The organism is Sinorhizobium sp. FG01 (genome assembly GCF_002531875.1).
Taxonomy (GTDB): Bacteria; Pseudomonadota; Alphaproteobacteria; order Rhizobiales; family Rhizobiaceae; genus Sinorhizobium; species Sinorhizobium fredii_C.
The window spans coordinates 486,547-500,084 of record NZ_NWTB01000004.1 but is presented as its reverse complement, the minus strand read 5'-3'; the positions used below and the strand labels follow the sequence as shown (position 1 = coordinate 500,084).

11 protein-coding genes are annotated in these 13,538 nt (G+C 62.6%); 8 read left to right on the top strand and 3 right to left on the bottom strand.

The window, feature by feature from the left end; all coding sequences use genetic code 11:
* Positions 1 to 21: 21 nt before the first annotated feature.
* Positions 22 to 1,428 (bottom strand): FAD-linked oxidase C-terminal domain-containing protein, encoded by a 1,407-nt coding sequence (locus tag CO656_RS07810; RefSeq protein ID WP_097525356.1) that lies wholly within the window; start codon positions 1,426 to 1,428, stop codon positions 22 to 24.
* A 476-nt stretch (positions 1,429 to 1,904) separates the two neighbouring features.
* On the opposite strand from CO656_RS07810, the gene CO656_RS07805 reads away from it, so the two are divergent.
* From CO656_RS07805 to CO656_RS07770, 8 genes are all read left to right on the top strand, one after another.
* Positions 1,905 to 2,339, top strand: a complete 435-nt coding sequence (locus CO656_RS07805; protein WP_097525355.1) for a DUF1772 domain-containing protein — start codon at positions 1,905 to 1,907, stop codon at positions 2,337 to 2,339.
* 231 nt (positions 2,340 to 2,570) lie between these two features.
* Complete coding sequence (locus CO656_RS07800; protein ID WP_097525354.1) at positions 2,571 to 3,770, top strand: ABC transporter substrate-binding protein; 1,200 nt, start codon at positions 2,571 to 2,573, stop codon at positions 3,768 to 3,770.
* A 96-nt stretch (positions 3,771 to 3,866) separates the two neighbouring features.
* Complete coding sequence (locus CO656_RS07795; protein WP_037415602.1) at positions 3,867 to 4,733, top strand: branched-chain amino acid ABC transporter permease; 867 nt, start codon at positions 3,867 to 3,869, stop codon at positions 4,731 to 4,733.
* A 4-nt stretch (positions 4,734 to 4,737) separates the two neighbouring features.
* On the top strand, positions 4,738 to 5,724 hold the full coding sequence (locus tag CO656_RS07790) for a branched-chain amino acid ABC transporter permease (RefSeq protein WP_097525353.1): 987 nt from the start codon (positions 4,738 to 4,740) through the stop codon (positions 5,722 to 5,724).
* 2 nt (positions 5,725 to 5,726) lie between these two features.
* Positions 5,727 to 6,506 (top strand): ABC transporter ATP-binding protein, encoded by a 780-nt coding sequence (locus tag CO656_RS07785; protein ID WP_037415600.1) that lies wholly within the window; start codon positions 5,727 to 5,729, stop codon positions 6,504 to 6,506.
* A 3-nt stretch (positions 6,507 to 6,509) separates the two neighbouring features.
* Positions 6,510 to 7,232, top strand: coding sequence for an ABC transporter ATP-binding protein (locus CO656_RS07780; RefSeq protein WP_037415597.1), 723 nt, complete (start codon positions 6,510 to 6,512; stop codon positions 7,230 to 7,232).
* Positions 7,233 to 7,243: 11 nt separating this feature from the next.
* Positions 7,244 to 7,993: an aspartate/glutamate racemase family protein gene (locus CO656_RS07775; RefSeq protein ID WP_097525352.1), complete on the top strand. Its 750-nt coding sequence runs from the start codon at positions 7,244 to 7,246 to the stop codon at positions 7,991 to 7,993.
* Between the two features lie 250 nt (positions 7,994 to 8,243).
* Positions 8,244 to 8,948 (top strand): GntR family transcriptional regulator, encoded by a 705-nt coding sequence (locus CO656_RS07770; RefSeq protein ID WP_037415590.1) that lies wholly within the window; start codon positions 8,244 to 8,246, stop codon positions 8,946 to 8,948.
* A gap of 122 nt (positions 8,949 to 9,070) precedes the next feature.
* On the opposite strand, the gene CO656_RS07765 is transcribed toward CO656_RS07770, so the two are convergent.
* Both CO656_RS07765 and CO656_RS07760 read right to left on the bottom strand, forming a co-directional pair.
* Positions 9,071 to 12,199 (bottom strand): efflux RND transporter permease subunit, encoded by a 3,129-nt coding sequence (locus tag CO656_RS07765; protein ID WP_097525351.1) that lies wholly within the window; start codon positions 12,197 to 12,199, stop codon positions 9,071 to 9,073.
* Positions 12,196 to 13,386 (bottom strand): efflux RND transporter periplasmic adaptor subunit, encoded by a 1,191-nt coding sequence (locus CO656_RS07760; RefSeq protein WP_097525350.1) that lies wholly within the window; start codon positions 13,384 to 13,386, stop codon positions 12,196 to 12,198. The genes CO656_RS07765 and CO656_RS07760 overlap by 4 nt, the downstream gene beginning before the upstream one ends.
* Positions 13,387 to 13,538: the final 152 nt, after the last annotated feature.

Sequence of the window (13,538 nt, the reverse complement as noted above, 5' to 3'; positions counted from 1 at the left end):
GTTTCATCCGATCCGCCGGGATCACGTGAAGATCTTGCCCGGGTTGAAGATGTTGTCCGGATCGAGCGAACGCTTGATCTGCCGCATCAGATCGATCGTTCCGCCGAGCTCCGCTTCCAGGAACGGCATCTTGCCCTGACCGATGCCATGCTCTCCCGTACAAGTACCATCCATCGACAGTGCACGGCTATTCAGCCGTTCGACGAAAGCCTCGACCCGCGCCACGTCGGCTGGGTCCTTGTCGTCGAACAGCACACCGACGTGGAAATTGCCGTCGCCCGCATGGCCGACGATCGGGGCGATCAGCCCATGTGCGGCGATATCCTCATGTGTCGCGGCGACGCAATCGGCAAGCCGCGAAATCGGTACGCAGACATCGGTCGCCAGGATGGCGGCGCCGGGCTTCAGGCTCTTCTGCGCCCAGTAGGCATTGTGCCGCGCCCGCCACAGGCGCGCCCGCTCTTCTGGGTTGGTGGTCCAGACAAATCCTGTAGAACCAAATTCCGACGCTATTTCGGCGAACTGGCGCGATTGCAGCTCGACGCTCTCGGTGCTGCCGTGAAATTCGACGAAGAGCGTCGGCATTTCTCCATAGTCCAGACCGGAATAGGCGTTGCAGGCCCGCATCTGCACGGCGTCGAGGAGTTCGATGCGGGCTACGGGAATGCCCGACTGAATTGTCAGGATGACAGCGTTGCAGGCGTCGGCAATCGTCGGGAACGCGCAGACGCCGCCCGATATCACCTCCGGGATGCCCTGCAGGCGCAGCGTGATCGAGGTGAGGATGCCGAGGGTCCCTTCCGCCCCGACGAAAAGCCGCGTCAGATCATAGCCGGCCGAGGACTTGCGGGCCCGGTGTGCGGTTCTGACCTCTCGTCCCCCGGCGACGACCGCGGTGACCGCAAGCACGTTCTCTCTCATGGTGCCGTAGCGCACCGCATTGGTGCCGGACGCCCGCGTCGAGGTCATGCCACCGATCGAGGCATTCGCGCCCGGGTCGATCGGGAAGAAGAGGCCTGTATCGCGCAGATAGGCGTTCAATTCCTCGCGCGTCACGCCCGGCTCGACCGTGCAGTCGAGGTCCTCGGCATTGACGGCAAGGATGCGGTTCATCCGCATCATGTCGACCGATATGCCGCCATGCGGCGCATTCACATGGCCCTCGAGTGAAGAGCCGGCGCCGAAGGCAATGAGCGGCACGCAATGCGCCGATGCGATCTCGACGATCTCGCGAACTTCGGATGCACTTTCGGGAAAAACGACCGCGTCCGGAAGCTGTGCCGGGATGTAGGTCGTCGTGTTGGCGTGCTGGGACCGGATGGCCTCTCCCGTCTGAAACCGATCACCGAACCGTCCGCCGAGGAGCGTCTTGGCTGCGGCGATGCCGCTTTCGTTCCTCGACCCCGCCCTGATCGCCTTCAACGCCACGACATCTTCCCTCCTGCGACGTACATGCCGAAAGGCAGCCGCCGCAACGTTCTTTAACGCCCGCACAATCTATCCTCAATTCGACGCCGAATTAAGGAGTTATACAGTCACCAACTGCGGAAAGCCGCCGGGCAGTCCGCTTCGCATCGGATCGCGCTGCGCTCCAGCCGTTCGGTGAACGCTTTGCCCTGACCGTCCGCCAAGGACGCTCGATCGACCTCCAACGGGCCAAGGCAGAACGTCGATGGCGAAGCGCTTTCATTTCAAGGCGCTACTGTGCAAATCGGAATCGGTTTGTCCAGAAGTTACGCGATCCCTTGCGGCGCGCGCATCCCAAATCACCGCCGCTGATACCGGCTTGTCACAAACCTCGCACGCCTCGCGGAAGCGCGCAATGGAGGACGGCCATCAGCCTATAATGCAGCTTTTGTTTGCGAGCCCTTCGGGTATCATGTCTGAAAACGGGAGAGCGTCTGATGTTCGGCCTGCTCGCTTTGATTACGGCATCCGTGTTCTTCGGCGCCGCCATTTACATCAACATTGCAGAACAGCCGGCCCGGCTTCGCCTCGACCACCGCGCCGCACTGGCAGAGTGGGGTCCAGCCTATCGCCGCGGCTTCGAGATGCAGGCCTCTCTGGCGATCATATCCGGTCTCCTCGGCGCTGCCGCCTGGTGGCAGAGCGGCAACCCCCTTTGGGGCCTCGGCGCCGCCGTCATTATCCTGAACTGGCCCTATACGCTGATGCTGATCATGCCGATCAACAACCGTCTGGAGACGACGCCCCCGGACCAGGCGAGCGAGGAGACGCGCGAGCTCATCATGCGCTGGGGCAAATTCCATGCCGGTCGCAGCGCTCTCGGCGCGGTTGCAACGGCAATCTATCTTGCTGCAGCCGCTGACCGGATGTGAGCTAGACGATTTCTGCTAACGCCTTGATCAAGCTTGGCGATCTCGGCTGCAACCGGCCGGGCGAGGCGCCCCTACTTCGACACAAGATGTAACCCGCTGCCGGCTGTCATCCCCTGTGGGATCTCGAGTTTTGTATACAAAATCGCAGAGCAATGTTGACAATAATGTACTTTAGGCTTTCCCTAACACATCCGCAGCCACATCGCGCCGGATGAAAAAATGGGGAGTGAGATGATCAACAGACGCTCGACATTGAAATCGCTGGCGCTTGGCGCCGTTTCACTTCTGGCTATCGTGGCGGGAGGAGCGTTTTCCGCGCAGGCCGAGAACAAGGAGCTCAAAATCGGTTTCGTCGGTGTGACCAGCGGTCCCGCCGCAGCTTGGGGCACATCGAACGTCCGCTCGATGCAGACGCGGGCCGACTGGCTCAACGAAACGGGTGGCGTGAAGATCGGCGAAGATACCTACAACATCAACATCGTCACCTTCGACGACCAGAAGGACCCGAAGCGGGCCATCGCCGGCATGGAAAAAATGGCCCAGGAAGGTATCCACTACGTGGTCGGGCCGAATGTAGATGACGGCGCTGCCGCCGTCCGCCCGGTGGCGGAATCCAAGGGGATCATCTATTTCCCCTATGCCTTCCCGAAAGCCCTCTATACGCCTCCGGCTTCGAATGCCGTGCTCGGAATGGTCGCCAACTATCAGTCGGGACCGGCCATCTACAAATATCTGAAAGAAAACAAGGGCGTGAAGAAGGTTGCCTTTATCGCGGCCAACGAATCCGATCCGCTCAGCCAGCGCGACAGCGGCGTTGCCGCGGCCAAGGAACTCGGGCTCGAGGTGGTCGCGGAGAAAGACACCTACCAGAACGACACCCGCGACTTCACGCCCGTGCTGACACCGATCGTGCAACTGAAGCCGGACCTCCTCGTGCTCTCGGGTGTCGCACCGGCAAATGCGCCGCTCCTGATCCGCGCGGCCCGCGAACTCGGTTACGAGGGCCTGATCTCGGCGGAAACTGCGCAGGACGCCACCGTCCTGCAAGAGGGCGCTGGCGAACTTGCCAATGGTTTCATTTCCGTCGGTGGCGCGTCGACGCCGGAAATCCGCACGCCGGTGATGGAGGAGTTCATCGATCGCTACACCAAGAAGTTCGGCGAATACAATGACGAGTCGAACACCAAGGTCTACGCGCTCGAGTACATTATCGAGACGCTGAAGGCGAACCCCAAGGCGATCGATGACGTCGAAGAGTTCAAGAAGACCATGGACACCTTCTCGGCGCCCAATCCCTACGCCAAGGACAGCACACTGAAATATGTCGGCGCTACCTCCTTCGGCCAGAAACGACAGCTCTCCGTTCCGATGGTGGTGACCGAGTTCAAGGACGGCCAATTCCAGACCCTGTTCGTCGGCGAAGTGGACTGACGCTCGCAGACCGGAGAGGCCGAGGGCGCGGCTCGCGCCCCCCGGCAAACTCAAAGCGCTTCGCACCGCCAAGCTCGACAGGGGCCGATTCGCCGCATGGAACAGGTAATTGCCAACGGACTCTATCTCGGCGCCCAGTATGCGCTGATCGCGTTGGGGCTGACGCTGATCTTCGCCCTGATGAACGTGCTCAATTTCGCGCACGGGCAGATGTATGTGCTGGGCGGCTTCGTGACCTACACGATCTATGGCCAGCTCAAGCTGCCATTCGTCGTGGCGCTGATCTGCTCGGGCGTGACGCTGGCGATCATCGGCGCACTCATGGAAAAGTTCCTCTTCCGGCCGGTGGTCCGCCGCAGCAAGCGCGAGGAGAGCACGATGCTGCTGGCCGCGGCGACGGCATTCTTCCTTGATGCCGTCATGCTGCTCCTGTTCGGCGAGAAGCAGCGAGGCGTGCCGAAGATCATCAGCGGCGTCTTCGTCTCCGACAGGGTAATCCTGCCCTACGACCGCATTGCCGTCGGCGTGATCGCCATCCTGATGATCGCCGCCTTCATGCTCTTCATGCAATACAGCAAGCCCGGCCGCGCCATGCGGGCGCTGGCGCAGGACCGCGTTGCGGCACAGTTGATGGGCGTCAAGGTCGAGCGCTACTCAATGATCGGCTTCGCGCTCGGGGCGATGCTTGCGGGCGTCGTCGGGGGATTGCTCGTCAGCATCACCGGAGTGAATTCCGGTATAGGCGGGCCGATCTCCATCAAAGCCTTCCTTATGGTGATGATCGGCGGCGCCGGGGTCGTCGGCGGCGCGATTGCGGGCGGCTTCATCCTTGGCATGATGGAATCGGTGGGCCTGACCGTGCTGCGCGAATATGGCGACATCACCTACCTCGTCATCTTTGCTCTGCTGATGATCTTCCTAAGCATCCGTCCGCACGGGCTGATGGGAAAACCGTGGGGTTGATCGCATGCGCAAGACTTCGGCTCCCACCTTCAAGATCGCCTCGGCAGTCCTTTTCCTGCTCGTCCTGCTTGTCGCAGTGCCGCTGCTGATCAACGCCACGGGACGAAGCGACCTCTACTATACGCTGACATCGGTGGCGCTGCTCAGCATCATCAGCGCGGGCGTGTGGATCACCTTCTATATTGGCCGCATCAATATCGGCCAGGGCGCATATGCGTTGATGGGCGGCTATGTCTCCGCCATCCTGGTGATGAATTATGGCATGTCCTTCTGGCTGACACTGCCATTGGCGGGTCTCTTCTGCGCCGTCGCGAGCGTGCTGATCGGCCTGCCCATCCTGCGGCTGCGCGGCGTCTATTTCGCGATGGTGTCGCTGGTATTGACCGAGGTTGCCCGCCTTCTCGCCCTTGCACTGCCGATTACCAATGGTGCCAGTGGCATCGTCAGCATTCCGCTGCCGACCGGCATTAGCTTTTTCGGCCTAACGCTCGTTCCGGATTTTGCCACACTGGCCAATCCCCGTCTGGCCTTCTATATCGTTGCGGTGCTTTTGATGGCGCTCTGCTTTCTCGGCCTCTACCGGCTCGCTCATTCCCGCATCGGACAACTCTGCCAGTCACTGCAGCAGAACGAGGAACTCGCTTCGTCGATCGGCGTCAACATCGCCTATCTCCGCGTCATCGCCTATGCGCTTTCCTCCTTCCTCGGCGGGGTCGGCGGAGCGATGTTCGCCTCGATCTCCCAATCGATCTATCCGTCGAGCTTCACCGTCGCCGACTCGGTCAACTTCATGCTGAACTGCTTCCTCGGCGGGCTCGGCTACGTGCTCGGGCCGATGCTCGGTACGTTCGTGCTCTATTTCGGCTGGGATCTGCTGTTCCAGACCGGGGAATTCCAGCTCCTGATCTTCTCCGCAGTGCTGATCGTGCTGATGCTGGTCCTCCCCAACGGCCTCCTCAGCCTGGCACTCCCGCGCAAAAGGAGCCTCTAGCGATGCCGGACATCCTGGAAGTTGTCGGGCTTACCAAACGTTTCGGCGGCCTCGTCGCGGTCAACGACGTATCCTTCACCGTCCGTGAGCGCGAGATCCTCTCGGTGATCGGGCCGAACGGCGCCGGCAAGTCGACACTGTTCAAGCTGATCTCATCCTTCCTCCGACCGACGCACGGCGAAGTCCGCTTCAATCGCGAGCGCATCTCCGGTCTCGCGCCGCACATCACTGCCCGCAAGGGCGTCGTGCGGACGTTCCAGGAAACGACGATATTCAAGGACATGACGGTCCGCGACAACGTCGTGACCGCCCATCATCTGCGTTCGCGCGCCAGTCTTGCCGGTTTCTACTTCGGGAGCGCTGCGGCGCGGCGCGATCTCGAGGCCTTCGGTGCCTCGGCGGACGAAATCCTTGTGTTCCTCGGACTGGACGCGATGCGCAGCGAGATTGCCAGCACCCTGCCGCACGGTCATCTGCGTGCACTCGGCATTGCGATCGCGCTTGCCACCGACCCCGCCATCATGCTCCTCGATGAACCTTTCGCTGGCATGAACCACGACGAGACCCGCCGCGCTGTCGAAATCGTCCGCAAGCTGCGTGAACGCGGCGTTACGGTGCTCCTCGTCGAGCACGACATGCCGGCCGTCATGAATATTTCCGACCGTATTGTCGTGCTCAACTTCGGCCAGAAAATCGCCGAGGGCACCCCGGCCGAAATCCAGCAGAACCCCAAGGTCATCGAGGCTTATCTCGGTGCCGAAGACGAATCGATCGGAATGTAGTCCATGGAGCCGCTGCTCAAATTCGATGACGTCGAACTCTACTACGACCACGTCTATGCGCTGAAAGGCGTCACCATTGAGGTTCAAGAGGGCGAGACCGTTGCGCTGATCGGAGCCAATGGCGCAGGCAAGTCGTCCATCCTGCGCGCCATCACCGGCTTGCGGAAAATCCGCAAGGGCGAGATCCGCTATCACGGGAAGCGCATCGACGGTGTCGCACCGGACGAGATCGTCCGGATGGGCATCTCGATGGTGCCCGAGGCGCGCCGCGTCTTTCCTTTCATGACCGTGCGCGACAATCTGCTGATGGGCGCCTTCACCCGCAGCGACAAGGCCGAGATTCAGCAGAGCATCGATATGGTGCTGACGCGTTTCCCGCGTCTCAAGGAGCGATATTCGCAGCAGGCCGGGACGATGAGCGGCGGCGAGCAGCAGATGCTGGTCATCGGCCGAGCGCTAATGGCCCGGCCGCGTCTGCTCCTGCTCGACGAGCCGTCGCTCGGTGTCGCTCCGAAGCTGGTGCAGGACATTGCCCGGTCAATCGTGGCGATCAATCGCGACGAAAAGGTCAGTGTGCTGCTGGTCGAGCAGAACTCGCGCATGGCGCTGAGGATCTCGCAGCGCGCCTATGCATTGACGACCGGCAAGGTCGCGCTCAGCGGCAATTCCCCTGAATTGCTAACCGACGAACGGGTCAAGCATCTCTATCTCGGCGGTGAATTCTAGGCAGCTCAATCATGCGCATACTCGTGATAAACCCCAATACGACCACGTCGATGACCGACAAGATCGGCAAGGCGGCACAAGCTGCGGCGTCGCCGGCAACGGAGGTCGTTGCTGTCAATCCCAAGGACGGCCCGCCGAGCATCGAGGGCTACTTCGACGAGGTCTTCTCGGTGCCAGGCATCATCGCGGAAATGGCGAAGGCAGGTACGATGGATGCCTATGTGATCGCCTGTTTCGATGACACGGGGCTCGACGCGGCACGCTGCGCCACCGAAGCACCCGTCATCGGGATCGGCGAAGCGGCCTTCCACCTCGCCACCCTCATTGCCGGCAAGTTCAGCGTCGTGACCACGCTTGCACGTTCGGTGCCGGCGATCGAACACAATCTGCTGAAATACGGTCTCTCGTCCCGCTGCGCCAAGGTCCGCGCCTCGGATGTGGCGGTGCTCGATCTCGAGCTACCGGGCTCGGACGCGCGCCACAAGATTTCCGCCGAAATTGCGCGTGCCGTCGCCGAGGACAAGGCCGAAGCAATCGTGCTTGGTTGCGCGGGGATGGCGGATCTCGCTCACGCTCTCTCGATCGAGCACGGTGTGCCGGTGCTCGACGGGGTCGCCTGCGCGGTCCGGCTCGCAGAAACAGTCTCGGCTCTTGGTCTCAGGACGTCGAAGATCGGCGGCTACGCCGAACCGCGCGCGAAACGATTCTCGGGGCGTTACGCGCCGTGGTCTCCGCCACTACAGCGCAGCAAGTCTAGTTAGACGCGCAAAAGGTCGCTGTAGCATTTTGAGATTGCTGCACGATTTTGTCCTTAAATCGATTCCGATGTTAGGGAATCACGCAGCAGGCAGGAACTCGACCGGCGCTCCAAAGCGCGACGTCCTCCGGGGCTGTCCGATTGGTTGGATTGACCGATGAGCACGCCCTATGAGAATTCATGAGCTTCGAGTCGAAGCGCGGACGTATTGGTCAGCGCGCACCGCATGACGCAAGCTCGCCAGAGACGATGAAATGTTGACGACCCTCAGGCCCGAAAAAGATCGCAAGAAACCGGCGGCGCGCTGGTCACCGATCTATCATGGTCTGAGGGATGCAATCGTCAGCCATCGGCTGACGCCGGGCACAAAACTGCCGGAGGATGAACTCGCCTCGATCTATTCAGTAAGCCGAACCGTCATCCGCGCCGCACTTCAGGCCCTCGCCCATGACTGGCTGGTGCGGCTGGAGCCAAATAGGGGTGCCTTCGTCGCGCAACCTTCGCCAAAGGAGGCACGCGAAGTATTCGAGGCCCGCGCACTGATCGAGCCCCGCGTAGCCGCGCTCGCCGCACAGGTCGCAAGGGCCGAGGACGTAACCTTGCTGCGTGGCCATCTCGAAAGAGAGCACGAGGCGCTTGACGCCGGGCGCGACAGCGATGCCATCATGCTGTCCGCCATGTTCCATGTCGGCGTTGCCGAGATCGCCGATCAAGCCGTCCTGACCGGCTTCGTGCGCGATCTTGTGTCGCACTCCTCACTGATCATCGCGCTTTATTGGAAGCGTCGGGATACAACCTGCGAGAGCCACGCGCATCATGCGCTGGTCGACGCCATCGAGGCACGTGATTCAGATAGGGCCGCGCAACTGATGAAAGACCATCTACACGATCTGCTGTCCGGCCTCGAGCTCAAGCGCACCGGCCGGAAACCGGAACATCTCGCCGACATCCTCCGCTGAGATCTCCTACAGCGCCGCGCGTCTTATCAGACGCGCAAAGGTCGCTGTAGCACTTTGAGTTGCTGCATGTCGTTGTCCTTAAATCGAGGTCGATTTAAGGAGACATGCAGTAGACCGGCCCCTCACCCTTTGAACGCCGCCGCCGCATCCATTTCCTCGTGCAGCTTGCGCTCCTCGTCCGCGTGCGGACTGGTGAAGCGGGCGATGACGAGATAGGCGACCGGGGTCAGATACAAGGTCACGATCACCGCAAGTCCAAGGCCGCCGACGAGCACCCAGCCGAGTGCGATGCGCGCTTCAGCCCCTGCCCCGCTCGCGAGCACCAGGGGCACGGCGCCGACGATCGTGGCGATCATCGTCATCATCACCGGCCTCAGACGGATATTGGCGGCGTTCTCGATGGCGCTGCGCACGTCCTGGCCGCGGTCACGCAGCTGGTTGGCGAACTCGACGATCAGGATGCCGTTCTTCGCCATGATGCCGACCAGCATGACGAGACCGATCTGGCTGTAGATGTTCAGAGTATTGCCGGTCATGATCATCGCGAAGACGGCGCAGGCGAGGCCGAGCGGCACCGTCGACATGATGATGATGCCGCTGACGAAGCTTTCGAACTGCGCCGCCAACACCAGGAAGATAATGACGATCGCGAAGCCGAAGGTGATGAAGAGGCCGCTGGCGTTCTCGTCGAGCGTCGCGGCTTCAGCGAGCGGCATGACACGCGACCCCGGCGGCAGCAGCGGCTCGGCCATGTCTTCCACCATCGTCAGTGCCTCGCCGAGTGCGAGGTCGGATTTCAGGCCGGCCGACAGCGAGACGGCGCGGAGCTGCGATTCGCGTGCAAGCTGGGGCGCCACGGCCTTCTCCTCGATCGTCGCGATCGACGACATCGGCACGATCCGGCCGTCGCCGGCCTTGACGAAGATGTTCTGCAGGTCGGTGGGATCGTTGAGCGGCGTGGTGGAGGAGAGCAGCTTGACCGGATAGGCCTCTCCCTCGACAAAGATGTCGACGACGCTGCTGCCGTCGAGCATTGCCTGCATCGCCCAGGAAAGCGCACTGATGTCGACGCCGAGGTCGGAGGCGCGCTCGCGGTCGATGGTCACAGACAATTGCGCCTGATTCGCCTCGTAGTTCAGCCGCACGTTCTCGAAGCGGCCGGTATCTTCCATGGCCCGCACCAGTTTCGCCGCAGCATCGCCGAGCTTCGTATAGTCGTTGCCGACCAGCGCCACCTGGAGGCCGCTGCCGGCTCCCCGAATACCGAGGCTGTTGGGCTGTATGGCGAAGGCGCGGACCGAGGGAACCTTGGCGGTCACCTTGTTGATATCCGCGACGATCTGCTGCTGGGACCGCTCACGCTGCTCCCAGGAGGCGAGCGTCAGCACCATGAAGCCGCTATTCGCCGAACCGCCCTGGCCGGAAATCGAAAACACATTGGTGACTTCGCCGGATTTGACGAGCGGCTGCAGCCCCTCCTCGATCCGGCGCATCTGGGCCTGCGTATATTCGAGCGAGACGCCTTGCGGCGCGTTGATCCGGAGCATCACCTGCGACCGGTCCTCGTTCGGCGTCAGCTCCGATTTCAGCGTCATGAACGCCGCCGCCCCGGCAACTGTGAAGAAGGCGGCGACCGTGAAGACGACGAGCGGCGCATTGAGGCAGGCGCGGAGCGTCACGCGGTAGAAGCCGGCGGCACGCTGGCCGAAGCGCGCCATCGGGCCTTGATGCGCATGCGCCTCGCTGGTCAGCATGCGCGAGGCGAGCATCGGGCAAAGCGTCAGCGAAACGAAGGAGGACAGCAGGATCGAGAAAGCGAGCACGAAGCCGAATTCGCGGAAAAGCCCGCCTGTCTGCCCCGGCAGGAACGAGAGCGGCACGAAGACGGCCGCCAGCGTCGCAGTGGTCGCCAGGACGGCGAAGAAGACCTCGAGCGTTCCATGCACGGCGGCCGCGCGTGGACCCAGGCCTTCCGCTCGGCGGCGCACGATGTTCTCCAGCACCACGATCGCGTCGTCGACGACAAGCCCGGTCGCCAGCACGATCGCAAGCAGCGTCAGGATGTTGATCGAGAAGCCGGCGAGATAGATCGCCGCCACCGTTCCGACAAGCGCAATCGGCATGCTGATCGTCGGGATCAGCGTCGCGCGCCAGTCGAGCAGGAATAGATAGATGACGAGCGTGACGATGAAGACGGCGACGACCAGCGCGATCTCCACCTCATGGATTGCGCCATTGATGAACACCGCATCGTCGCTGGTGATCTTGAGCTCGGTGCCCGCCGGCAGGATGTCCGAGGAGATCGTATCGACCACCTTGCGCACGCCTTCGGAAATATCGACGGTGTTCGACTGCGCCTGGCGGATGATGCCGAGACCGATGCCCTGGCGGCCATTGGAGCGCAACGCCGAACTCCCGGTGTCCGGGCCGAGCGTCACCGTCGCCACGTCGCGCAGCCGGACATTGCTGCCGAGGATCAGGTTCTCGAACTGCTCGGGCGTCTGCAGGTCCGCAGTCGCCCGGACCGAGATCTCCTGGCTGGCGCTCGTCAGCGAGCCGGCCGGGACGTCGTAGGAAGCATTCGCCAGCGCCTCGCGCAAATTGGCGACGGTGACGCCGCGCCCGGCGAGCTTCGCCTGGTTGAGGTCGATGCGGAAGATCTTCTCCTGGTCGCCATAGACGGTGACATCGGCAACGCCCTCGACGGCCGCCAGCCGGTCGCTAATCTCGTTCTCGACCAGCAGCGTCATGTCCTCCATCGACATGGTGTCGGAGGTCAGCGCCAGGCGCATGATCGGCTGGCTGTCGGAATCGGCCTTGACGATGCGCGGCTCTTCCACGTCGTCCGGCAGCTGGCCGCTGATCCGGCCGAGCGCATCGCGAATGTCGTTCGCCGCCTGGCCGATGTCGGTCGTGTCGGAAAATTCAAGCGTCACGCGGCTGCGGCCGAAGGACGACGACGAGGAAATGCCCTTGATGCCCTGGACGCGCGACACCGCCCCTTCGATGACCGATGTCACCTCGCGATCGATGGTCTCGGGCGAGGCGCCCTCGAACTCAGTCGTCACCGATATGACCGGCTGGTCGACCTGCGGCAGCTCGCGGATCTCGATGCCGTTCCAGGCGGCAAGCCCCGCGACCACGATCAGCATGTTGACGACGAGTGCGAAAATCGGCCGGCGGATAAAGAGCGCGGTGAAGCCGGTCTTGCCGCCCTGCCCGCCGGGGTGACCGCCAATGCCGATGTTCATTGCGCGTCCCCCGCCACCTTCTGCTCGCGTTCGGGGCTTGCCTCGCCGGCTATGCGCACCGCGCCGCCGTCGCGAAGCCGCTGCACACCCTCGGTGACGATGCGGTCACCCTCGGCGATCTGCGCCTCGACCAGCACCTTGTCGGGATTGCGCTGGATGATCTTGATCGGCACGCGCTGGCTCTTGTCGCCGCTGACGCGCCAGATATAGGAGCCTTCCGAGCTCCACTGGATAGACAGCGGGTCGACGGTCGGATAGCGATCGCCGTCAAAGGCCATCGTGACCGAGAAGGACATGCCGGCACGCAGCATGTCGTCCGGATTTTCGATCCGCGCCCGCACCCGGAGCGTGCGGCTTGCCTGATCGAGGCGGTTGTCGATCGCATGAATGGCGCCGGTGAGCTGGCGGCCGGGTTGCGCCACCGCATTCGCGGTGACCGGCTGCCCCACGGAAATCTTGCTGGCGAAGCGTTCCGGCACCCAGAAATCGACCAGGATCTGCGACCGGTCATCGACGACGGCGATCGGCGTCGACGTGGTGACGTAGTCGCCGACATTGACGGTGATGATGCCGACGATGCCCTTCGAAGGCGCCACGACGTCGCGCCGCTTGAGATCGAGCTCAGCCGTCCTCAGCGCCAGTTCGGCGGCCTGCATGGCGATCTCGGCGTCGCGGATCTCGACCGCGGTAACCGCGCGGGCCGTTCCGAGATTGCGATAGCGCTCGACCTTTTCCCGGGCGCTGTCGCGCGTCAGCCGGGCCTGCTCGGCGGCAATCATCTGCTCGTCGCTGTCGAGCCGCGCGATCACCTGGCCCTCCTCGATCCTGTCGCCGGATTTTACCAGGATTTCCGTCAGATTACCCGTGGAAGCGGGCGTCACGGTCACCGAGCGGATTGCTTCGCCATTGCCGATGGCGTTCAGCCTATTGTTGACGATCGCGCTCTCAGCCGGCCTGACGACCACGAGCGCCGCGTCCGAGAAGCCGCGCCCACCTTCTCCGCGCCCGCCGTTGCGGGGGCCACCGGCTCCCTCGCCGCCCGCAGATCCGGAGAGCGCATCGATCAGCGGATGCGAAACACCAATCGCCCCCAGCGTTTCACCCGCTCCGGGGGCAAAGCGCACCCAGGCGGCTCCCCCGACGACGAGTACGAGGAGGCTGACCGCCAGTTGCTTCAAAAAGCGCATGCATGTCTCCGAATAAGATACGCGCTCCAGCGCGGCGCGTACCGGCGGAACGTTCCGAGTTGCCGCAAGTATCATTGTTTGCGCGCCTTCGGGCAATCTCGGAACGCCATCATTACGCATTTGTAATGAAAGCAGAATTTGTTGTCCGCATC